This is a genomic window from Paenibacillus sp. FW104-T2, from assembly GCF_058789975.1.
In genome coordinates, this window is the sequence record NZ_JBYTCE010000007.1 from 106437 (window position 1) to 128067 (window position 21631).

Annotated in this window: 23 protein-coding genes and 1 riboswitch; of the genes, 16 read left to right on the forward strand and 7 right to left on the reverse strand. The window is 48.3% G+C overall.

Annotated elements, in window-relative coordinates:
* Positions 1-58: 58 nt before the first annotated feature.
* The 6 genes from AC3WQ3_RS11115 to AC3WQ3_RS11140 form a co-directional block, all read right to left on the reverse strand.
* Complete coding sequence (locus tag AC3WQ3_RS11115; RefSeq protein WP_492472283.1) at positions 59-865, reverse strand: TatD family hydrolase; 807 nt, start codon at positions 863-865, stop codon at positions 59-61.
* Positions 866-965: 100 nt separating this feature from the next.
* On the reverse strand, positions 966-1871 hold the full coding sequence (locus tag AC3WQ3_RS11120; protein ID WP_492472284.1) for an ABC transporter ATP-binding protein: 906 nt from the start codon (positions 1869-1871) through the stop codon (positions 966-968).
* 43 nt (positions 1872-1914) lie between these two features.
* Entirely contained in the window at positions 1915-2673 is a 759-nt protein-coding gene (locus tag AC3WQ3_RS11125; protein WP_183525705.1) for an ABC transporter permease, read from the reverse strand.
* The gene (locus tag AC3WQ3_RS11130; protein WP_095291668.1) at positions 2673-2963 is read right to left on the reverse strand and encodes an MTH1187 family thiamine-binding protein; all 291 of its coding nucleotides are present in this window, start codon (positions 2961-2963) and stop codon (positions 2673-2675) included. The genes AC3WQ3_RS11125 and AC3WQ3_RS11130 overlap by 1 nt, the downstream gene beginning before the upstream one ends.
* 29 nt (positions 2964-2992) lie before the next feature.
* On the reverse strand, positions 2993-4033 hold the full coding sequence (locus AC3WQ3_RS11135; RefSeq protein ID WP_336783789.1) for an ABC transporter substrate-binding protein: 1041 nt from the start codon (positions 4031-4033) through the stop codon (positions 2993-2995).
* Between the two features lie 209 nt (positions 4034-4242).
* Positions 4243-4355: riboswitch (TPP riboswitch) on the reverse strand.
* 139 nt (positions 4356-4494) lie between these two features.
* Positions 4495-4881 (reverse strand): VOC family protein, encoded by a 387-nt coding sequence (locus tag AC3WQ3_RS11140; RefSeq protein WP_336783890.1) that lies wholly within the window; start codon positions 4879-4881, stop codon positions 4495-4497.
* 171 nt (positions 4882-5052) lie between these two features.
* On the opposite strand from AC3WQ3_RS11140, the gene AC3WQ3_RS11145 reads away from it, so the two are divergent.
* Positions 5053-5553: a DUF2798 domain-containing protein gene (locus AC3WQ3_RS11145; protein ID WP_492472285.1), complete on the forward strand. Its 501-nt coding sequence runs from the start codon at positions 5053-5055 to the stop codon at positions 5551-5553.
* 230 nt (positions 5554-5783) lie between these two features.
* Here AC3WQ3_RS11145 and AC3WQ3_RS11150 read toward each other — a convergent pair whose 3' ends face one another.
* Positions 5784-7016, reverse strand: coding sequence for an MFS transporter (locus AC3WQ3_RS11150; RefSeq protein ID WP_492472286.1), 1233 nt, complete (start codon positions 7014-7016; stop codon positions 5784-5786).
* A 376-nt stretch (positions 7017-7392) separates the two neighbouring features.
* Here AC3WQ3_RS11150 and serS point away from each other — a divergent pair, with 376 nt between their 5' ends.
* From serS to AC3WQ3_RS11225, 15 genes are all read left to right on the forward strand, one after another.
* Positions 7393-8688, forward strand: a complete 1296-nt coding sequence (gene serS, locus AC3WQ3_RS11155) for a serine--tRNA ligase (protein WP_492472287.1) — start codon at positions 7393-7395, stop codon at positions 8686-8688.
* A gap of 240 nt (positions 8689-8928) precedes the next feature.
* Positions 8929-10035 carry an Ig-like domain-containing protein gene (locus tag AC3WQ3_RS11160; protein WP_492472288.1) on the forward strand — a complete coding sequence of 369 codons (1107 nt, stop codon included), beginning with the start codon at positions 8929-8931 and terminating at the stop codon, positions 10033-10035.
* 375 nt (positions 10036-10410) lie between these two features.
* Entirely contained in the window at positions 10411-10731 is a 321-nt protein-coding gene (locus AC3WQ3_RS11165; RefSeq protein WP_492472374.1) for a ribosomal maturation YjgA family protein, read from the forward strand.
* Positions 10721-11278, forward strand: coding sequence for a GNAT family N-acetyltransferase (locus AC3WQ3_RS11170; RefSeq protein WP_492472289.1), 558 nt, complete (start codon positions 10721-10723; stop codon positions 11276-11278). Before AC3WQ3_RS11165 ends, AC3WQ3_RS11170 begins: the two co-directional genes overlap by 11 nt.
* 52 nt (positions 11279-11330) lie before the next feature.
* Positions 11331-11660, forward strand: a complete 330-nt coding sequence (locus AC3WQ3_RS11175) for a DUF952 domain-containing protein (RefSeq protein WP_492472290.1) — start codon at positions 11331-11333, stop codon at positions 11658-11660.
* A 52-nt stretch (positions 11661-11712) separates the two neighbouring features.
* The gene (locus tag AC3WQ3_RS11180) at positions 11713-12246 is read left to right on the forward strand and encodes a DUF1572 family protein (protein WP_492472375.1); all 534 of its coding nucleotides are present in this window, start codon (positions 11713-11715) and stop codon (positions 12244-12246) included.
* 88 nt (positions 12247-12334) lie between these two features.
* Positions 12335-12928 (forward strand): histidine phosphatase family protein, encoded by a 594-nt coding sequence (locus tag AC3WQ3_RS11185; protein WP_492472291.1) that lies wholly within the window; start codon positions 12335-12337, stop codon positions 12926-12928.
* A complete protein-coding gene (locus AC3WQ3_RS11190; RefSeq protein ID WP_492472292.1) occupies positions 12929-13765 on the forward strand; it encodes a DUF2785 domain-containing protein in 837 nt (278 codons plus the stop codon).
* 71 nt (positions 13766-13836) lie between these two features.
* A complete protein-coding gene (pxpB, locus tag AC3WQ3_RS11195; RefSeq protein ID WP_492472376.1) occupies positions 13837-14562 on the forward strand; it encodes a 5-oxoprolinase subunit PxpB in 726 nt (241 codons plus the stop codon).
* Positions 14559-15587, forward strand: coding sequence for a 5-oxoprolinase subunit C family protein (locus AC3WQ3_RS11200; protein ID WP_492472293.1), 1029 nt, complete (start codon positions 14559-14561; stop codon positions 15585-15587). The genes pxpB and AC3WQ3_RS11200 overlap by 4 nt, the downstream gene beginning before the upstream one ends.
* Positions 15584-16348, forward strand: coding sequence for a 5-oxoprolinase subunit PxpA (locus AC3WQ3_RS11205; RefSeq protein ID WP_492472294.1), 765 nt, complete (start codon positions 15584-15586; stop codon positions 16346-16348). Before AC3WQ3_RS11200 ends, AC3WQ3_RS11205 begins: the two co-directional genes overlap by 4 nt.
* 64 nt (positions 16349-16412) lie before the next feature.
* Positions 16413-16871 (forward strand): NUDIX domain-containing protein, encoded by a 459-nt coding sequence (locus AC3WQ3_RS11210; RefSeq protein WP_492472295.1) that lies wholly within the window; start codon positions 16413-16415, stop codon positions 16869-16871.
* A gap of 318 nt (positions 16872-17189) precedes the next feature.
* Positions 17190-17606, forward strand: a complete 417-nt coding sequence (locus AC3WQ3_RS11215) for a pyridoxamine 5'-phosphate oxidase family protein (protein ID WP_095291705.1) — start codon at positions 17190-17192, stop codon at positions 17604-17606.
* A 473-nt stretch (positions 17607-18079) separates the two neighbouring features.
* Positions 18080-20338, forward strand: coding sequence for a bifunctional 2',3'-cyclic-nucleotide 2'-phosphodiesterase/3'-nucleotidase (locus tag AC3WQ3_RS11220; RefSeq protein ID WP_492472296.1), 2259 nt, complete (start codon positions 18080-18082; stop codon positions 20336-20338).
* Positions 20339-20549: 211 nt separating this feature from the next.
* On the forward strand, positions 20550-21593 hold the full coding sequence (locus AC3WQ3_RS11225) for an EAL domain-containing protein (protein WP_492472297.1): 1044 nt from the start codon (positions 20550-20552) through the stop codon (positions 21591-21593).
* The last annotated feature ends 38 nt before the right edge of the window (positions 21594-21631 follow it).

Sequence of the window (21631 nt, forward strand, 5' to 3'; positions counted from 1 at the left end):
CGAAAAGGGTCAGCCGGGAAATCCAGCTGACCCTTTTGTCGTCTATCTGTGCTGTACATTAAGGTAAACGGTAGAACCGCTTCGAGTTCTGGTAAAAGAGACGTGCTGCCCGCTCGGTTCCCATGCCCGTAATCTCGCTCCAGGCCTGAATCACCTGCCTCGTCATGGCGGGATGTGTCATCTGTCCGTGAAACGGCCCTTCGAAAGGCCAGGGCCCATCCGTCTCTGCCATGACCTGTTCAGATGGATATTGTCTTGCCAGCTCACGAATCTCCTCTTCATACTGAATGTCTGGCGTGAAAGAGATGAAGTACCCATTATCCGCCATTCGCCGCACGGTTTGACGGGAACCCTTGAACCAGTGGAAATGGGCGCGTCTGACTTGATATTGTTCCAGCAAGTCGCATACGATATCGGCATCCTCGTAAACGGCATGAAGCACGATGGGTTTGTTATGCCGCTTGGCGAGTTGAATAAAGCGTTCGAGCAGCTCAATATATCCACTCTGATCAAAAGCAAATCCTGCCTGTTCTGCTTCCTGGCGATTGTAGTAGGGCAGTCCAACTTCCCCGATGGCTACCGCTTGTTCGATATGCTTTTCAATCCAGTCGAAGAAAAGATTCTGATCCTGCACCGATGGCAGGGGCTGTTCAGGATGGAAGCCAAAAGCCGGATAGATGAATCGGGGATTCTGTCTCGCCAGCTCCAGATTATCCTGTGCCGAGGTGATATTCATGGAAACGGCGATGACAGCCTCAACCTGTTGATCCGGGAAAGATTGCAGCATATGCTGCTGTTCCTCCACAGTATATTTGTCAAAATGGATATGTGCATCAATCAGTGGTGCAAAAGCTTGGGAATGCATGAAGTAGCCCCTCCTAGTCATCTTTTGTCTTTTGAAGGTTGATACGTGAATATGATGAATGCGGATCACTGTTTTGGAAAAATATAACGAAAAACCCGTGCTATGGAGTTAGCCGGGCTTTTTTCTGTTCTTCTTTCATCCACTCCGAAATCTGCCGTTTGCGTTCAAGGAAAGCCTTCTCTTCCGTTATTTCTTCACGTCTTGGACGATCAAAAGGGACATGTACCTCATGCAGCACGGTCGCAGGTCGGTTGGATAACACATAGATTCGATCCGCAAGCAGCAGTGCCTCTTCGATATTGTGGGTGATAAACAGTACGGATCGGCGGTTTTGTTCCCATATATCGAGCAGCCATCGCTGCATGTCACTGCGTGTCAACGCATCGAGGGCGCTGAAGGGCTCATCCAGCAGCATCAGTTCCTGCGGACTGAGCAGGGCACGTAAAAAGGCTACCCGCTGCTGCATACCGCCCGATAACATGTGCGGATATGCCTGTTCAAACCCGCCCAAACCGACGCTGGAAAGCCACTTCCGTGCTTCCGCAAGCGCTTCTGCCTTGGGTGGCGTATGTGCTGACACTTCCCCGGCAAGCAGCACGTTGTCTTCAATGGTACGCCAAGGAAAGAGAGCGGGCTGCTGCGGCATATAGCTGATTTTGCCCCGCTGCCCGGTCACATTCTGTCCGTTCATGAGAACCTGGCCTGTTTGGGGTTTCAACAACCCGCCAATGATATGGAACAACGTACTCTTGCCGCATCCGGAAGGCCCAACGATCGCTACGAATTCGCCCTGCTCTACGGTCAGGGATAATCCGTTCAGGACTGACAGCTTGTTCCGTCGTTCCCGGAAGGAAGCATGGACGTCCTGTACTTCCAGTGCAGGCAGGCTCTGCTTACCCGAATCGGAGGTAGCGGTAGAAGCAGTGCGGAGTGATTCTTCTCGAGGTGAAATTCCGGCGCTTCCGCCTGGTGCAGGAGGTGCCTGTTCGTTATATTTGAGTGTCATCTCACATTCACTTCCTAACCTTGTATAGTGCTTCTGCTGCGATTCAGCGCTTCTGCGGTCGCCAGCGAACGAGCAGCTTCTCCAGCAGGGCAATGAACAGGAAGAGCAGCAGGCTGAGCGCGACAATAATCATAATCGCAACGAATAGACGATCTGTCCGGTAAGCGGACTTCTGAAGCATCATGTAATATCCGATCCCTTTGTCGGCTCCGATCCATTCAGCAATAATGGCACCCATGACGCTGTAAGTCGCGGCAATCTTGATGCCGGAGAAGATGGAAGGCAGTGCGTGCGGGAGCTCCAGTTTCCAGAAAATTGGGCCGCGTCTTGCTCCTGCCATGCGCATGTAATTCATCATGGCAGCATCCGTACGTGTCAGACCGTCCATGGCAGCGACGGCAACGGGGAAGAAGCAGACCAGGATGATGGTAATCAGTTTGGGCAGCAGTCCGAATCCGAACCAGATCAGCAGGAGCGGAGCGAGCGCAATTGTCGGTATATTTTGACTAAGAATAAGTAAAGGATACAGGGCAGATTTCAGAAATGGAATCAAATGCAGCACCATCGCGATCAGCAGCCCAACCAGCGTGCCAGCGGCGAAGCCAACTAATGTAAGTTGAATGGTCGCCCAGGCATGCATGCCTAGGCGTTCTGCTTGGGAAGCGGCTTCGTGCGCGATGTCCGAAGGTGCAGGCAGCATCCATTTCTCAATATGAAACAGGGAAACGGCGCCCTGCCATATGGCTATAAAGAGAATAACCGCCACAATGGGCGGCCATACACTTTTGAAGTACGTATGCATTAGCGATATTTCTCCGTCAGGGTATCCATGCTGAAGCCGTTCGGGCTGTGGGCGATTTTGATCTGGGAGATGATGCTTGGACTGCCAGCCTCCACGAGCACCTCATGCATTTTACGGACAACTTCCAGCAGTTCCTCCAGTTCACCCTCCATTGTGGTGTCGAGCGGATTGACCTGATATTTCAAGCCGGATTGCTGAATCACTTCGATGGCCCGATCTACATAAGGATACGAATTTTCGCCATTCGGCGTTTTGGGAATCACTTGAATGCTAAGCAGTGTACTTGCCATGAGAGATCACGGCTCCTTTCGATTCAACTTTATTGGGGTAAAAAATCGTTCGTATAGGCTTGGGATACATCGATCTGCTCATCAAGCAGTTTTTTGCTAAACATCCAGTCCGTGTAGTTCTGCCACACTTCCTGTTTTTGCTCACCCCAGCGCGGAGCGTCATCCTTGTATTTCGGGCTCAGCCATTTCTGACTTGCCACCACAAGGTCCTTATCGAGATCAGGTACAGCCTTGATTAAAATGTCTGCCGCTTCTTCGGGATGATCAATCGCATATTGATACCCTTCGGAAGTAGCCTTCATAAACGCCTTCACCAGCTCCGGGTCATTCTGAATGGTCTGCTCGTTCGTCACGAGTACAGGCGTGTAATAGTCCAGCGCATCGGAATAATCCTTCACATACAGCATGTCGAGGGGTTCACCGCGCAGCTCGGCTTCAATGCCGGTCCATGCATAGAAAATCCATGCAAAATCAATGTCCCGTTTCACTGCGGTAAAAAAGTCGGCGTCGCCCATATTGATATTCTTCACTTTGGACACATCGGCGCCTTCGCCTTCCATAATGGATTGCATAACTGCTTCTTCAACGGGTGATCCCCAGCCGCCATAGGATTTGCCTTCGAAATCCTTGGGTGATTTAATGTTTCGGTCCACCGGAGCGGCGAATCCTGACGTATTATGCTGAATGACCGCTGCAATGGAGACGAGCGGAACGTCCTGTGTACGGGCCTGTGTTACGCTCTCCTGATAACTTACCCCAAAAGGAACTTCGTTTGAGGCTACCATCGTATCTGCACCGCCGGCTCCCGGCTGCACAATCTCGACATTCAAGCCTTCTGCCTGGTAAAATCCTTGATCCACGGCGGCATACAGCCCGGTGTGATTCGTATTGGGTGTCCAGTCGAGCACGACTTTAACATCCTTCAATGCTGCGCCGTCACCTTCGCTGCTGTTTTCAGTGGTGCTGCTGCCGTTTTGTCCTGCAGGTGCTGCTTCCTTGCTGCCGCATGCAGCGACGGTGACCAGTGTCACACACAAGAGCAGGAGTCCGATCATTTTACGCCATCTCATCTTGTTTTTCTCTCCTTCATATGGTCCGGCCAGTGGCGCGGGGTACTCCTTGGCTTCATATCCAAGCATGGTGCATAAATCCTTCGATTTATACCAGCTATGATCCGGATGACGTACTTTTTGTGTCAAAAAGATACCATCAAAAAAAGCGCCCCGTAATCCGGGACGCGTGCAGGCGTTAGAGAGGTGGCTGCAGCACATGGCTGGGCCAATTCGATATACTCCGATTCCTACGCTGGCATGATCCAGATCAGGTCTAAGGGTTAGTATCTTGATGGGATACACTCTCAGCCGGCCAATTCCGACTCCCCTGGGAAACTATGAAGTTACGGGCATTACTAGGTGTAATTATAGGCCAGGGGCCGGAATGTGTCCAGTCAGGAACTGGATGGAATAGTCAAGGGTGATTTGCCTGTGGGAATGTATTGAATAGGTGCAAGAACAAGGACGTAGTCCGTGACTTAACGCTGGAAGAACTCAATCCATTCTTTCTCCGGTCCATAGATGAAGAAGTAGCGATAGCCATTGGGCAGCGTAATGATCTCTCCGTCAATAAACTCGGCCTTCGTCTCCTGAATACGCTTATATTCCGCATCTAGGTCCTCCACGTGGATGGCAAAATGGTGCACCGTTCCTTCCGAAGGCAGTTTATCGCTGTATCCCTGAATCAATTCAATCTCCGTTTCATCGCTACCATGGAAGCCAAGGAAAGCGAGCTGAATAACACCATTCGTGTGGGTTACGCGATCTTTCAATTCCAGTCCTACGATCTCCGTATAGAAACGCAGTGTTGTCTCCAGATCACGTACAGCAATGCCGATGTGGTCAATACGTTTTTGAAAACCCATCATGAGACCTCCCAAATTCAGAAAATTGTTTCTTACATATTAAGGGATATGATAGATTTCTAATTCCGAGTTGTCAAATGTGATTTAATTTAAATTCACAGAATGTTCACTTATGTGGAGATATTCGCGATCTTTATAATTGGCAGAGTAAACAGAGAGGATGAGAGAGAGTTGCCAACCACGAAGAAAGAACATATTTATTTTGGCTTGATGATGTGTACAGGAATGGTCATCGTGATGATGTCCTTCAACCTGATTTACAACGGATTAATCGGTAGATTATCCCCACTTGAATTACTGTTTCAGTTTGTTTTGTGTTTTGCTATTGCTTTCCTGGTGGAATCCTTTGTTGTCGGTCCGGTAGCCCAGAAAGTTGCTTTTTCACTGCCGTTTGACAAGTCCAACAAGCTTCTCGGTATAGTGGCCATGTCTTGCTGCATGGTTGTTGGCATGGTTTTGATCATGTCCTTTTATGGTATGGTCACGTCTTATTTTGCGAATCAGTTGGTGGGTAAACCGCTCCTCGAAACCTATCTTCACACCATCGCTCGTAACTTTAGCCTGGCCCTTCCGCTGCAGCTTCTCATTATTGGGCCCCTTGTTCGCTATGTATTCCGTACATTTATTAAAGGGAAAGAAGTGGTAGCTCCCTTGATCAACAATGAAGCTTAGTAAACCTGCTGAATGTAATTCATAAATTAATGCTAATTTTTTTTTACTCCAGAAATGAAATAAACTGCCGCAAACTATTTCCTGGGCAATCATGATGTAGACCATTGAACAGCACGAGTTTCACTCTACAGTGCGATTGTTGAAGCAAAAAGGGCTCCGAAGCATGCGCTGCGGAACCTCTTTACATTATAGCTTAACTGGTGAATTTAATACGATTCGCAAGACGGTAATCAAACGGAACCTGCATGTTGTCTGCTCTGCCACTGATAAGCAACCAAGCTGATTACAAGCAGACCTGCAGAGAATAGCGCAAGCATCCATGTGGATTGATTGATGTCCAGATGATCCAGACTCCAACCGGTAAGCAGAGGCAGAATGGCGCCGCCGACTCCGCCAGACGCAATCAGTATACTGGGAGTAGACTCTTCTGTTCCTGGCAGCATTTTGCTGGCAAAAACGAGAGCAATGGAGAAAACCCCTAAAAACGCCAGTCCAAGCAGGAGAATAATTAGAAAAGCAGACCAGATCTGGTTGGTAAACGGAAAAATGGCCATTAACAGCACAGCTGCCAGACAGCTGTACAAAATGTACACGCGATACTGGAACTTTTCAGCGATATATCCGGCGAAGAGTCTCCCAATAGACATCGCGATCCAGAAACAGGTAACACTAAGAGCTGCCCCAGCTTCCTTCATGTTCATTTTTTCAATTAGAATGGCAGGCATGAAGTTGGCAAGACTCATCTCCGTGCCGACATAGAGAAAGAAAAATACTACGAATAAGATCATCAGGGCCAGATTACGACCTCGATAGATTGAACTGGTAGTGTCACGGTCTGAAGGAGACACACCATCAGAAGCTTCCACCGCATGGATGTGTCCAGCAGCGGCATCTGGCTGGCGCCTGCCGAGTGCATGATCCAGCTCCCCGAATGACATTCTGGCCCAGAAGAGGAATGTCAGTGCTGAACAGACGGCAACGACGAGGAAGGACATGCGCCAGTACCCTGCCGAGATCAGACCGCTGGCGATCAGCGGCATGACCATGGCTCCGATGCCGAATAATACTTCAAGCCTGCTCATCGCAACTGCGGTATTTTCTTTGATGGCCGCAATGATGATGGTTCCGATTACGGCTTCAATCATGCCGAATCCAAAACCGGCTGCGGGTGCAATGACAAACATGAGGCCCCAGGGAGGCAGCAGCATATAGGATAACTCTGCAATGCATAGCAGAGCTGCTGCGATAAGTAAGCCGCCGCGTTTGCCAAAGCGACGATTTAACGGAGGGGATAACAGTACACCGCCCAGGAATCCGGCAAATTGGGCAAAGATCAGTGTTCCTCCCTGACTGTAATCTTTGCCATAATGTTCTAGTGCGACAGGCAGAATGGAACCGAGGACCACGTGTGCAAGTCCGATAAGAAAATAGGACAGACAGCCGATCCATAACAATTTTTTCATGGAGAACTCCTTCTATACCTATGTACAATTTAAGGTCAGCTTAGTTTGGCTCATACGTCCGAGTACAAACAAGTCTATCATAACAGCATGTGTAAGGATTTGGTAGGACTTGCAAAGTGGTTTATGGTTCGTATATACTGAGACACAACAATTACAGATCGGAACCATGCCGTTGAAGAGCATCCAACTCGGAGGCGTTATCGCCAGGGGAGCGAATCCATCCCCAAGTTAACCGGAACCGCCCGTTATCGCGGACCAAGAGGCTGGAACAGGGTATCCTGATTCGGCAAGTTGGGTGGCACCGCGAGCAGAGCGCTCCTCGTCCCAAGGGATGAGGGCGCTCTTTGCATTTTTTTAGCCAAAGGAGACGGTGACCATGTTGGACATGAAGTGGATTCGGGCCCATGCAGATGAAGTGCAGGCGGCGGCAGACGGGAAGAAAATCAATATTAGCATTCGTGCATTACTGGAGCGGGATGAGGAGCGCAGAGCGCTTTTGCAGGAAACAGAAGAAGGACGCAGAATGCGGAACACCTTATCAGCGGATATCGGAAAATTGATGCAATCCGGGGACCGTGAACAGGCCGAAGGATTAAGAACTCAGGTGAAACAGCTGAATGAGAAGCTGGAACAGGTCGAAGCGAAGCTTGCGGACGTGCAGGAGGAAGTGACCCGGCTGCAATGGCTGGTGCCTAATGTCGTATCACCAGATACGCCGTTTGGAGCATCGGACGAGGATAATGTGGAGCTGCGACGTGTAGGAGAAGCGCCAACATTCGCTTACACAGCCAAGGACCATGTGGAACTCGGGGAGCTCCACGATCTGATTGATATTCCGCGCGGGGTGAAGATTGGCGGGACACGAAGCTATGTACTAAAAGGGGCAGGGCTGCTGCTGCACCGGGCGGTACAGCAGCTCGCACTTGATTTGCTGCTGGGGCATGGGTTCACCCCTATGGAAGTGCCTCTCATGGTCAGGGAGGATGCACTTGTGAACACGGGATTTTTCCCAACAGGACGTGATCAGGTCTATGAGCTGGCAGGGGAGGACAAGTGGCTGGTCGGAACCTCGGAGGTACCCCTCGTATCGTATTATGCCGATGAGATTGTGGATGTACAGAAGCCGATCAAGCTGGCTGGTATATCGACGTGTTTCCGCAGTGAGGTCGGGTCAGGCGGCCGTGATGTGCGAGGACTGTACAGAGTGCATCAGTTTGCCAAAGTCGAACAGGTCATTCTCTGTGCACCGGATGCAGAGGAATCAGAGCGTATGCTGCAGGAAATTACCGGACATGCTGAAGAGCTGCTGCAGTTGCTGGAACTGCCTTATCGTGTGGTGGCGGTGTGTATTGGAGACATGTCGCAGAAAACGTATAAACAATACGATATTGAGACATGGATGCCGAGCCGGGGCGCTTATGGAGAAACCCATTCGTCGTCAAACCTGCAAGATTTTCAGGCGCGCCGTTCGAACATTCGCTGTCGAGATGCCGAAGGTCAGCTAGCGTACTGCCATACGCTCAACAATACGGCCGTGGCATCACCGCGGATCCTCATTCCACTTTTGGAGAACCACCAACAGGAGGATGGAAGCATTCGCATTCCGGCAGCTCTGCAGCGCTATATGGGTGGTGTTGAATATTTGACATTGCCGCTTCCAGATGAAGAGTAACCGCCTGAACTATAAGTTAAGTTGGCAGCAAGACAGAAACGGAGCCCTTTATGGGTTCTGTTTTTTATTTTCTTGAATGTAACGGCGTAGAGCTTTAATTCGTAGAAAGGTTGATTGGAAAATTGTCCAATCCCACTTCTTTAGACCATCCTAGCACTGCAAAATTCATTATTATGCATTCAATCTCCGATATAATATAATAGAAGTAAAATATTGGGTTATGGGAGATGGAAGATAGCAATGAAAAGAGTAAAACGAACACTTCGAGGAATGCTTGCATTGATCATGGTATGTGCCATCTTGGCTCCATCGCACATTCTGGCGGCTACGGGTGACGTGACCTCCATTGAAATTACCAACAGCAGCCCGCAGAAGTTAAGTGTGTCACAGACGGCTGCGCTGAAGGTGATGGCAGAAGTTGAAGGGTTTGATAGCAAGCAGGATGTGACTGCAGGGGTTACGTGGTCTACGAGTAATGCAGCAGTTGCAACCATTGTGAAAGGTAAAGTAAAGGCAGTAGCAGCGGGTGAGGCAACGATTCATGCTGAGGTCGATGGGGCAAAGGCGCAGCTCGTTGTCCAGGTTTCCGAGAAAATCAAAAGCATCAAGGCTTCGCCTAAATCCTATAGTTTTGTCAAAGGCAGTGAAAGTGCGCTTCCCAAAGTCAGCATTGTGCGTGCGAGCGGCAAGGAAGAGGACGTAACGTCAGAGATCGTGTGGAGCGTTTCGAATGCAGCAGCTGTCGTGGAAAACGGCAAGATCAAGGGCAATACCCCTGGCCGGGTGCTGTTGCAAGGTAAATACGGCTCGGAAACAGTTAAAGTACCTGTCGCCATTACAGACATTATTACCAAAGTGGAAGTTACTCCTACTGCAATGCAGTTGAACATCAAGAAATCCAAAGCACTGAAGGTCATTGGTACATATGCCAACGGAAAAACAATCAATCTGTCGAAACAGGTGACCTGGACTTCGTCGAATAATGCAGTGGCAACCGTTAAAAATGGGACGGTCAAAACGCTGACCGAAGGAAATGCAACCTTGACAGGAACCTACCAGGATCAGACAATAAAGACAGAAGTTACGGTTGTTCCATTGCTGAAAAAGTTGATTACAGGTCAGAAGAAGCTGGTGTTATCCCCGCAGGGAAGCACAACGCTAACCGTTATGGCGCAGTATGATACAGGCAAGACAACGGTAGTTACCAACAATGCAGTTTGGAGCAGTACGAAACCGGGCGTAGCTACCGTAACCAATGGCAAAGTGGTGGCTGTAGGTAAAGGCAAAACGAGCATAACCGCCAAGTGGAACAACAAGAAAGTGACGATACCGGTAACGGTAAAATAAAGCTTATTTCAATCCAGCGTGTGACCATAGCTTTTTACATCATAGAGACAGGCAGCAGAGGGGCGTAGAATATACGTCCCTTTTTAGATACAAAAATACGAAGTCACCGCAATAAGAGGCTTACCTGCGCGGATCCAGAAACAAAAACGGAGAGGATGTGATCCGCATGAAAGCTACAATTATAAGTTCAAATGGGGATCTGAAAGATTGAACTTACTTTAGGCAGAGAATTGCTGTATAAAAAGGCAACTGCGGTTTAGGCCCGATGGATCGTAAGCATTGGAGAAGGTGATGTTGATCAGAGAAAGACGAATTTATTTTATTGCGGTAGTCATTACCATGGCAGCCGGGCTGGCATCCCGTCGTTACGGGAATATGCTGCCTGTTTTCTTACATAACCATGCTGGAGATGCCTTGTGGGCAGGCATGATCTATTTCGGATTTCGTATGGTTTGGATCAGGCGAAGTAAGGCTTGGGCTTTCCTTTTGAGCTTTGTGTTTAGCTGGGTAATAGAATTCTCGCAAATGATTCAGATGCCATGGCTCAATGAGGTGCGTTCAACCATGTTGGGTGCCCTGATTTTAGGACACGGTTTTCTTGTCATAGATCTCATCAGATATACGGCAGGGATTCTGTGCACGTTCGTGATAGATCATTATTTCCTAAGCAATAGGAGGAGTTTGTATGAACATTGAAAAGTTATTCGCGGAGTCGCCAGAATTTGAAACAGAACGGCTGCTGCTCAGACGTCTTACATTAGACGACACGGAGGATTACTATGCATTTGCCTCCGACCCAAGAGTGAGCGAGCAGAGTTTGTGGAACTGCCATGAGATGGTGGATGACTCCGTTCAATACATTCAACGGGACTTGGAAAATTATGAGAATAAATTGGTGTATCTATGGGGATTTGTTCTCAAAGATACGGGGCGCCTGATTGGCCGCGGGGGGATCTTTCATTTCAATGAACTTATGCAGAGTGCTTCTTTGGGATATGCCATTGCAAGCAAGGAGTGGAATAAAGGGCTTGCTGCTGAAGCGATGCAGCCCATCGTTCATTACTGCTTTCAGGAACTGGACTGCAACCGGCTGGAGGGCAGATGCAATGCTGGCAACATCGGTTCGGCACGTGTCATGGAGAAACTGGGTATGTCGTATGAAGGCCTGCTTCGCAAGCAATTGAAGATCAAAGGCGTGTTCACGGATCAAAAATTGTACTCCCGTATACGGGATGATCTATAATACTTGCAATGATACACAGGATACATAGTAGAAATAATAAGGAGGCGGAGCAATGATCTACAGCATTATTTCTCAAACGGTATGGGAACAGGTGTCCAAGGAGAGCGTATACGCACCGGATAGTCTGGAAACGGATGGATTCATTCACTGTTCAACCAAAGAGCAGATTCCATGGGTAGCTGCACAATATTACACAGGGCGTACGGATCTGCTGCTGCTGGGTATTGATGAAAAAGCATTGAAGCCAGAACTCGTATATGAAGACCTGTATGAGTTAAATGAACTTTTTCCTCATATTTATGGAGAACTTAATCTGGATGCGGTGAAGAAAGTGATTCCTTTTCCGCCGAATGAAGAAGGCGTACTGGTATTTCCCGAATAAAGCAAGCCTTGCACTCACTATGGATATAGAAAGGTGTTGGCCTATTGTGGATATGAATATGAATCAGGCATTTCTGGAGACAGCCGAGAAGCAATTTCTGTATTATAAGCAGCTTGGAGAGAAGGCCATGGAGCAGCTGGAGACCGAGCAATTATTTCAGGCATGGCATGAGGATACCAACAGCATTGCCGTCATTGTGAAGCATCTATGGGGCAATATGTTATCCCGCTGGACCGATGTGCTCACAAGTGATGGTGAAAAGTCTTGGCGAGAGCGGGATGCCGAATTCGTCAATGACATCTCCACACGAGAAGAACTGATGGGCAAGTGGGAGGAAGGCTGGAACTGCTTGCTGAGTGCCATTCGTTCTTTTGCACCGGAACAACTCTCACAGATCATATACATTCGCAATGAAGGTCATACCGTCATGGAGGCTATTACACGGCAATTGGCGCATTATCCGTATCATGTGGGACAAATTGTTTACGCAGCCAAAATGCTAAAAGAAACACCATGGACAAGCCTTTCCATACCAAGAAATGGGTCAGCAGTATACAACGGCAGCAAGTTTGCCAAACCAAAATAACGCAGACATTTACCGAGGATGAGCTAGACAAGGATTAAATGATCGGAGTCGTGATTAACGCCTACTATTGAACAAAGAGAGGGACACTATGACACAGTTTGCATTAATACGTCACGGAAGCACAGCATGGAATAAGGAGAAGCGGTCTCAGGGGCAGACGGACAATCCGCTGGATCAGGAAGGGAGAGAACAGGCCGTTTTGCTTGCGGAAAGGCTGAGCTCGGAGTCGTGGGATGCCATCTATGCCAGCGATCTGGGGCGTGCACATGAGACGGCGAAAATTATCAGTGAAAGGTTGGGTATGGATGAGATTCATCTGGACCCAAGGCTGCGTGAGATGGGCGGCGGTCAGGTGGAAGGAACAACGGAGGCGGAACGTATAGCCAAATGGGGCCCGGACTGGAGCACTCTTGAGCTGGGGCGGGAAGCTGCAGAAGCCGGGACGATGCGTGGCAGTGCTGCAATCGAGGATATATGCAAAGAGCATCCTGATGGAAAAGTGATTGTGGTCAGTCATGGGGCCATTCTGCGTAATACCCTCCGAGGATTGGTGCCTGCGCTTGATGTCAGTACGAAGTTGTCCAATACCTCGATTACCCGGCTTGAAAAGAAAGCTGGATCCTGGGCTTGCGACTTATACAATTGCAGTGTCCACTTAAATCCTGCAGAGGATTCCTTATAGATGAATACAACTGAACTTAAAGAGCAATTACAGCTTATACAATCGAAGAATTTTGCGGCCGACGAGGTAGAGCACCCTTACGAACTGGCGCTGCATATGTTACAGCACATCGGAAGTACGGACCCTGTCCTTCGAGATGAACTTATATATGTTACATTTGCAACCTGGATCGGACAGGGGATATTTTCAGAAGAACAACTCCGTGTGCTGCTCCATAAAGCAATGGACGATCAGCATCTTTTCTATGGAATCGGAGAGAATGGGATGGACAGTGTATTTACCCGGGCCTTTTCCGTCCTGCTGCTGTCTCCCATCTTAAACATGGATCGTCAGCGGAACTTTCTAATCAAGGCAGATATCGAGGCTATTCATCACCGATTGACCACGTACCTGAAGGAAGAGAAGGATGTCCGCGGATACGTCGATGAAAAAGGTTGGGCTCATGCTCCTGCACATGCATCCGATGCGGTTGAAGACCTTGCTCAATCCCCATATATGGATGAAACGGCGTTGAGAGAACTGTTGGACTCGCTTGCTGTGAAAATAACGGATTTCAGTGCAGTATACATCCATGATGAGGATCAGCGTATTGCTCATGCAGTAGTGACTATTGTTAGACGCAAGCTACTTAATAGATCGGATCTTGCAGCTTGGATTGATGCACTTGAACAGGCATGCATAGATCAGACCGGCGAAAGAAGCTATGTTGAGATAAGCCGAATTAGCATGAATGTACGTGTCTTTTTGCAGACTCTGTATCTGGTGATACGAAAAGAAGAACAGGATCCATTTCCGATAGTTAGGGAGCTTGTTTTAAACGCATTGGAAAAAGAGTGAACATGATCAATCCTAACTTACCAACAGGGGGAGATGGCGTGAGCAAAATCAAGTATGTATGGACAGAAGAGATGCTGTCTCCACTGGGTGAGGCTGGAGTGATGATTCGTTGCGGAGATGCAATATCGGATGAAGTTCACCGCAGAGTGATCTCGGTCTGTGCTTGGCTGGAGGAAAATTCCTTTCCGGGCATGGTGGAGTTGGTTCCATCATTCGCGTCGATTGCACTGTTTTATGATCCAATGGATGTTGCAGAATCCACTCGATTGGCTTCAGGGAAAGGAGCAAGTGAATCTTCTCCATATCAACAGGTGTGCAGGATGTTATTGTCCCGGTTAGAGATGCTTGAAGAATCCGTACATAATCAATTCAGAACCATTGTGATTCCAGTGTGCTACGGAGGTCCATTCGGGCCTGATCTGGAGTATGTTGCGAGTGAAAACGAACTGACCCCAGATGAGGTTGTTGCGATTCATACATCCGGGGAATACCTGGTCCATATGATTGGATTTGCACCGGGATTCCCCTACCTTGGCGGATTACCCAAGCGGATTGCTACACCCCGAAGAGCAACTCCGAGGCTGAAAGTGGAAGCCGGGACCGTCGGAATCGGCGGCGAGCAAACCGGAATATACCCGGTAGCCACTCCTGGTGGTTGGCACTGCATCGGACGAACACCTCTGAAGCTGTTTCGTCCTGAACATGATCTGCCGAGCCTGCTTCAGGCAGGGGATCGGGTCCGGTTTGAAGCGATAACCGAGCAGGAATACATGGAGTGGAAGGAGGGCGAAGGATGAGAATGGAGGTCATTCGCCCAGGCCTGTTGTCCACAGTTCAGGATGAGGGAAGGTACGGATATCGACGGCATGGGGTACATCCGGGTGGAGTCATGGATACATTTGCAGCAGGAACAGCCAATATGCTGGTGAATAATCGCCGTAATGCAGCTGTGATGGAAATAACCATGACGGGCCCTGAGCTTCGATTTCATGAAAATAGCCTCATCGCTCTATGTGGTGCAGATCTGTCGGCAACCGTGGATGATCAGCCGGTTCCCCTGTGGCGTCCGGTCGCGTTAATGGCCGGAAGTGTATTGAAATTTGGGCGATGTCGATCCGGATTGAGAGCATATCTGTCCATTGCTGGTGGGATAGAGGTAAATGAGGTCATGGGGAGCCGAAGTACGGATCTGAAAACTGGCATTGGTGGCTTGGAAGGCAGAGCTTTGCGAGCAGGAGATATTTTATCTGCTGCGGAGGCTTCTTGCGAAGCACGAGCCATGCTCCATCAATTGCTGGAACAAGCGAAGCGGGAGAAAACACAAATGAAGGGGCCGATATGGCACCTATCCAGCAGAGAATGGCCTTTCTATCAGAAGGATCCAGTGATCCGTGTGATGGCGGGTGCGGATACCTCCAAGTTTACTAGGGAAAGCCTGGAACGAATGTATAATGAACAATATGTGATTGCTCCTCAGTCGGATCGGATGGGATATCGATTGGAGGGTTCAAGGCTGGAGCTTGAACAACCCATGAGCCGGTTATCAGAAGCCGTAACCTATGGCACAGTTCAGGTCCCAGCAGATGGTCAGCCCATCATCCTGATGGCAGATCATCAGACCATTGGAGGCTATCCTGTGATTGCACAGGCAGCCAGGGTGGATTTACCAGTATTGGCTCAGGCAAGGCCCGGGACACGGGTTGCTTTTCAGCCAATTACACATGAAGAAGCGCAGCAGTTGTTCCTGGAGCAGGAGCGGGGATTACAGCTGTGCGCTGCATTCATCCGCAGAAGATTGACCGAAACGGGGGATCGCCAATGAAGACGGTAGATATCAATTGTGATCTGGGCGAAAGTTATGGTATATACCGAATGCCGTGGGATGAAACGGTTTTGCCGCTGATCACTTCGGCCAACATTGCGTGCGGATTTCATGCAGGGGATCCGGCCACGATGCGATCAACGGTGGAAAAGGCAATGGAGCATCAGATTGCAATTGGAGCACACCCGGGATTGCCGGATATGCAGGGTTTTGGCAGGAGAAGCATGGATATAACTCCGCAGGAAGCCTACGACATGGTCATATACCAGATTGGGGCACTGGATGCCTTCGTAAGAGCATCCGGTGGATGCATGCATCATGTGAAACCGCACGGCGCGTTATACAATATGGCTGCGGAGAATATGATGCTTGCTGAAGCTATTGCTCAGGCGGTTTACAACGTAAGGCCAGAACTATACCTGTATGGACTTGCGGGTAGCGCGCTCATTGAGGCGGCGGATCGTACCGGTCTGCGCAGCGTAAGTGAAGTGTTTGCAGATCGGACTTACGGTGCGGATGGTAAATTGACGACCCGCAGTCATGCAGGAGCAGTCATTGGGCAGCCAGAACAAGCACTGGCTCAAGTGCTGCGCATGGTGAATGAAGGTATCGTAGTGTCCACGGAAGGCATAGCGGTTCCCCTCAAAGCGGAGACCATATGCATACATGGTGATGGGGAGCATGCCCTCTCTTTTGTAAGAGAAATCCGCAGAGTACTTGAAGCTGAAGGGGTAATTCTATCGGCTGCAGGTCATGCTTGAGAATGGGTCGGTACCGGAACCCGCCGAGATAGATACATATGAATGAATTGGAGTCGATGAACAAATGAAACCGATACGGAATTCCGCAAAGGCGGTCATCGTACAGAATGGAAGGCTGCTCGTCATCCGTTTGGAGGATCAATATGGTGCAGCTTATGTTTTCCCGGGTGGAGGCCAGGAGAAGGACGAAGAATTGAAGGCTGCGGTTGCCCGCGAATGCCTGGAAGAGATTGGACAGGCCGTGAACGTAGGCGAATTGCTTCATATCCGGGAATACATCGGGAAGAATCATGAGTTTGCCGAATGGGATGCTGACATACACCAGGTTGAATTTTATTTCGAATGCAGCCTGAAGGATGCGGATGCCACAGTATTTGAAGGCTCGAACCCGGATGACCATCAGGTTGCGGTGGAATGGATTGCGCTTGAAGATCTGCCTTCCGTCCGTTTGTATCCCCAAACGATTGGTGAATTGCTGCTGAAGCGTGAACCATCACGGATTTATCTTGGGGATATCAACTAATAACCTTTCCAATATTGTCACGTTTACGAACGGATTCATGGATTCACCATAGGTGGGGTGGGTACACTATAAGTACAGGCTTTTATGTCACAACAAACTTAATAGAAGTGGAACATAGAATTACACGATAACGGAACGGACAGAAGAAACCTGAAGAAGCGAAGCGGTCGCCTTTATCACTGGATTTTTCCTTTGCGAAAAGGGAATAAAAAAATCTGGGGATAACAGCGATCGGAAGGTTGTTCTGTCAGTGGAGTGTTTACGTGTAATCACCGTAAGTTCTGCTTATATACCCCCAAACCGGAAGGAGCATGTCCCATGAATAAGACGGAACTAGAACAAAACATTGTAAAGGCATTGGAAAACAACCCTTTTTGCAGCTTCTCAACTGTGGAGAATGGTAAACCGAAATCCCGCTATATGGCGCTTTTCAATGATGGTATGAATATTCACTTGGCGACGAACCGCCGCACGCATAAGGTGGAGGAGCTTGAGAACAACCCTAATGTCAGTCTTTTGCTCGGCTATGAGGCGGGTGGCTCCAAAGAAGTGGTTGAGATCGAAGGAACCTGTGAAGTAACCAAAAATGAAAACCTGCGCGAAGAAGTGTGGAATGATGAACTGAAAGCATGGTTTGACGGACCGAACGATCCGAATTATGTCATTTTGGATATTACACCCGTACGCATTGAATATACAGGCAAGGACCATGAGCATCAGGTGTGGGAACAATAAAGCAACCCAATGAAGTGCTCTTTGGGAGCACTGAATAATCGGATATATCTTGATGGACATATAAACCGTGAGGCCGCAGAGCTTCGCGGTTTTTTACTGTCTGATGAGCAGGCTGAAATGGATACATATGTAAGTCCTATGTAATATACGTATTTAACACGTTTAGTAAACTATATATTAACAAAAAAAGAGAGAATAATGTCGAAATCCCGCATGATTATGTAAAGTCGAACTCTTATGTGCGGATAATGTAAAAAATAATGCTTTTCAACCACGCTTCATTGCGTTATGATTTGGAATGTAAACGATACGCACAGATATGAATAGATGTTCATGTGAGATAAACTAACCTGAATTCAGCTGGTTAAGACCGTGATTTTAGCACGCACAACCCATGAAATCTATGCTATTTCTGCGCCTATTCGTTTGCACACTATGGCATGATTCAATGTACATAACCGGGAGGGGTTATTTTGAAAAAGAACAAAAAAGTATTATCAAGCCTGACTGCCGCTTTGGTTGCATTAAACGTGCTTGCAGTATTTCCGGTACCTGTATCGGCTGCAGATGCTGCCAAAGTAAAATTGCGGATCATGGAAACAACGGACATTCATGACAATCTGATTAACTACGACTACTACTCCGATAAAGAGACCGATCAATATGGACTCGCCAAAACAGCTACGCTGATCAAAAAAGCCCGTGATGAAGCGAAGAACAGCCTGTTGTTCGACAATGGTGACCTGATTCAGGGTAACCCGCTCGGAGACTATGTAGCCAAAATCGATCCACTTCAAAAGGGTGAGACTCACCCTGTATATAAAGCAATGAACCTGCTCGATTATGATGCCGGTAACATCGGAAACCACGAGTTTAACTATGGTCTGGATTTCCTGGACATGACGCTGGAGGGCGCCAACTTCCCTTATATTAATGCGAATGTCTATGTAGATGACGGTGATGACGATGAAACGAACGACAAGAATTACTTCACACCCTATGAAATTCTGGACAAAAAAGTAACGGATGAGAGCGGCAAAGAGCACACGATCAAAGTGGGTGTTATTGGATTCGTGCCGCCACAAATCATGCAGTGGGACAGTGCTAATCTGGAAGGCAAAGTCATTGCCAAGGATATTATTGCTACAGCCAAGAAATTCATTCCGCAAATGAAGGCTGAAGGTGCAGATATTATCGTTGCCATTCCTCACTCCGGTTTTGAAGATATCCCTCAAACGGATCTGATGGAAAACTCGGTGCTGTACCTGAGCCAGGTAGAGGGCATTAATGCGATTCTGTTTGGACATGCCCACAAGGTATTTCCAAGTGCTGATTTTGAAGGCAAAAAGGGAGTAGATCTTGAAAAAGGCACCATCAATGGCGTTCCAGCGGTGGAGCCAGGGTTCTGGGGTGATCATCTCGGAATCATTGATCTTGATCTGGAACTGGTGGATGGAGAGTGGAAAGTGGTAGATTCCGCGACAGAAGCACGTCCAATCTATGACACTGCGAACAAAAAGCCATTGGTTGATGCAGATCAGGAGATCATCGATGCGGTTCATGAAGAGCACGAAGGTACGCTTGACTATGTACGTGGCCCGGTCGGAGAGACAACGGCTCCAATCAACAGCTTCTTCGCGTTGGTACAGGACGATCCATCCATTCAGATCGTGACGAATGCTCAGAAATGGTATGTGGAGAAACACATGCAAGGAACCGAGTATGAAAATATCCCGGTATTGTCTGCAGGAGCTCCATTTAAAGCAGGCGGTCGTTCAGGTGCTTCGTACTATACGAATATCCCTGCAGGCACCATCGCGATCAAAAACGTAGCGGATCTGTACGTATATCCGAATACGGTTCATGCCGTTCTGGTTAACGGTGCTGAAATCAAGGAATGGCTGGAATGGTCTGCAGGCCAGTTCAATCAGATCGACCCGGCTAAGGGTGGACAGCAGCAGCTGATCAACATGGATTTCCCGACGTACAACTTTGATGTTATCGATGGTGTAACGTATCAAATCGATGTGACTCAGCCTGCCAAATACGATTCCAAAGCAACCGTGGTGAATGCATCGGCAAGCCGGATCAAGGACCTGAGCTTCAATGGCAAACCGATTGATCCGGAGCAAAAGTTTATCGTGGCAACGAATAACTATCGTGCTTCTTCGTCCAAACTGGCCAATCCGGATGGTAAACGTATCGTTTTGGCAGCACCGGACGAGAACCGTCAAGTCATCATTGACTACATCCGTGATAACAAAACAATCAATCCGGCTGCGGATGGCAACTGGTCACTGGCACCAATTAAGCCTTCTGCAAGTGTAACTGCAGCAGCACTGAACGATCTTGAAGTTGTGTTTGCGTCTTCTCCGGATGCCAAAGCGCTGGTTGAAGCTAACCCGGCAATGTCGTTCATTGGTACGAATGACGAAGGTTTTGCCGAGTATGGCTTGAAATTGACTGGAGAAGCCGCGGTGACTCCTGAACCGGGAACGAAGCCTGCTCCAGCACCAACACCTGCCCCAACACCAAAACCAAAACCAGAACCGCAACCGCAACCTGAGAAACCAGCAAGCGGCAAAGTGGTATATGTGGTGAAAAAAGGGGACAACCTGTACCGCATCGGCTTGAAATATGGTGTGGACTGGCGCAAGCTTGCCACAGCCAACAAAATTTCAAATGTACATCAATTGAAAGTTGGACAGAAAATCGTAATTCCCGCTTCTTAATATATAGCGGATAATGAAGGCCGACAGTCAACAGACTGGCGGTCTTTTTTTCTGCAAAAATGTTTAAGACTGTAGCAAAAACGTTCATACCGGAAGTCATTAAAACACTAGAGATTAATTTTATGACCCATGCTATAATATTTACAAACTTTGGGTATATACCATTTTACATTAATTGAAATAGAAACATAAACCGGCAAGGGGGTTCTACATGAATTGCAGTGGCTGCAGTCCAATCTATCCAATTGAGGATCAAGGTACTCTGTATCTGCGTCCCGTTTTCCCCGTTTTGCTGGAATTGCTGAGAACGTTGGGTGTGCAAGTTGAACATTCGGATGAAGCGATATGGACGAACTATACGAATGCCGAATCTGTACAAAACTGGCTGGAAGCCATACAGAAGCTCGAAGTCATCCGCCCAGAATCCATTACAGTACAGGTAACTCCAATGCATGAACAGGCGGATCAAGCAGGCTGGATTAGTCTTCAGATGATGAAATCTCGATTCGAGCATGCAGATCTGGTATCGATTATTTTGAACAATCAATTCAGCAGTCATATGCAGCCTATTGTTGATGCAAATGAACAGATTGTCGGATTCGAGTTTTTGCTTCGACCTTCCGAAAATGGCAAGACATTTAGCCCGTATAACTTGTTTGAGGTTGCCCGGGACACGGGTTTACATTCCTTTTTGGATCGGACCGCAAGAATCACAGCAATCGAAACAAGTGCAGCTTTTTTGCCTCATGGTGTTAAGCGCTTTGTGAATTTTCTGCCCTCCTCTATATACAATCCTGAATTTTGCCTGACCCATACGTTTGAAGCGATTGAGCGCTTGGAACTGGACCCCCAGGATTTTGTGTTTGAAGTTGTGGAAACGGAACAGATCCAGCATATGTCCATTCTCCAGCATATTTTTTCGGTGTATCGTTCCCGTGGAATGTCGGTAGCACTGGATGATGTTGGGGCAGGGTATTCGACCATTGAATTGATGAATCGGCTGGAGCCTGATTTTGTCAAAATTGATCGCAGTCTGATTGATCAGTGTGATCGTGACCCAGTGAAACAACAGCAAATTATCGATATTGTGCAGATGTCACGCCGATTCGGGGGACGTGTGCTTGCTGAAGGCATCGAACGCATGGAGGAATTCGATTTTTGTCGCTCCATAGGGATCGAGCTGGCTCAAGGATATTACTTTGGCAAACCTTCGCCCAAGCCGCCACAGGGCCCATACGGGCAAACATCTGCCTAGATAAATGCCTTTCTAATATGTACATATAAACAAGTCAC

Coding starts and splice junctions, on each gene's coding strand:
- AC3WQ3_RS11115 (WP_492472283.1), bottom strand. CDS start 865: ATGCATTCCCAAGCTTTTGCACCACTGATTGATGCACATATCCATTTT.
- AC3WQ3_RS11120 (WP_492472284.1), bottom strand. CDS start 1,871: ATGACACTCAAATATAACGAACAGGCACCTCCTGCACCAGGCGGAAGC.
- AC3WQ3_RS11125 (WP_183525705.1), bottom strand. CDS start 2,673: ATGCATACGTACTTCAAAAGTGTATGGCCGCCCATTGTGGCGGTTATT.
- AC3WQ3_RS11130 (WP_095291668.1), bottom strand. CDS start 2,963: ATGGCAAGTACACTGCTTAGCATTCAAGTGATTCCCAAAACGCCGAAT.
- AC3WQ3_RS11135 (WP_336783789.1), bottom strand. CDS start 4,033: ATGAGATGGCGTAAAATGATCGGACTCCTGCTCTTGTGTGTGACACTG.
- AC3WQ3_RS11140 (WP_336783890.1), bottom strand. CDS start 4,881: ATGGGTTTTCAAAAACGTATTGACCACATCGGCATTGCTGTACGTGAT.
- AC3WQ3_RS11150 (WP_492472286.1), bottom strand. CDS start 7,016: ATGAAAAAATTGTTATGGATCGGCTGTCTGTCCTATTTTCTTATCGGA.
- serS (WP_492472287.1), top strand. CDS start 7,393: ATGTTGGACATGAAGTGGATTCGGGCCCATGCAGATGAAGTGCAGGCG.
- AC3WQ3_RS11160 (WP_492472288.1), top strand. CDS start 8,929: ATGAAAAGAGTAAAACGAACACTTCGAGGAATGCTTGCATTGATCATG.
- AC3WQ3_RS11165 (WP_492472374.1), top strand. CDS start 10,411: ATGCTGCCTGTTTTCTTACATAACCATGCTGGAGATGCCTTGTGGGCA.
- AC3WQ3_RS11170 (WP_492472289.1), top strand. CDS start 10,721: ATGAACATTGAAAAGTTATTCGCGGAGTCGCCAGAATTTGAAACAGAA.
- AC3WQ3_RS11175 (WP_492472290.1), top strand. CDS start 11,331: ATGATCTACAGCATTATTTCTCAAACGGTATGGGAACAGGTGTCCAAG.
- AC3WQ3_RS11180 (WP_492472375.1), top strand. CDS start 11,713: ATGAATATGAATCAGGCATTTCTGGAGACAGCCGAGAAGCAATTTCTG.
- AC3WQ3_RS11185 (WP_492472291.1), top strand. CDS start 12,335: ATGACACAGTTTGCATTAATACGTCACGGAAGCACAGCATGGAATAAG.
- AC3WQ3_RS11190 (WP_492472292.1), top strand. CDS start 12,929: ATGAATACAACTGAACTTAAAGAGCAATTACAGCTTATACAATCGAAG.
- pxpB (WP_492472376.1), top strand. CDS start 13,837: ATGCTGTCTCCACTGGGTGAGGCTGGAGTGATGATTCGTTGCGGAGAT.
- AC3WQ3_RS11200 (WP_492472293.1), top strand. CDS start 14,559: ATGAGAATGGAGGTCATTCGCCCAGGCCTGTTGTCCACAGTTCAGGAT.
- AC3WQ3_RS11205 (WP_492472294.1), top strand. CDS start 15,584: ATGAAGACGGTAGATATCAATTGTGATCTGGGCGAAAGTTATGGTATA.
- AC3WQ3_RS11210 (WP_492472295.1), top strand. CDS start 16,413: ATGAAACCGATACGGAATTCCGCAAAGGCGGTCATCGTACAGAATGGA.
- AC3WQ3_RS11215 (WP_095291705.1), top strand. CDS start 17,190: ATGAATAAGACGGAACTAGAACAAAACATTGTAAAGGCATTGGAAAAC.
- AC3WQ3_RS11225 (WP_492472297.1), top strand. CDS start 20,550: ATGAATTGCAGTGGCTGCAGTCCAATCTATCCAATTGAGGATCAAGGT.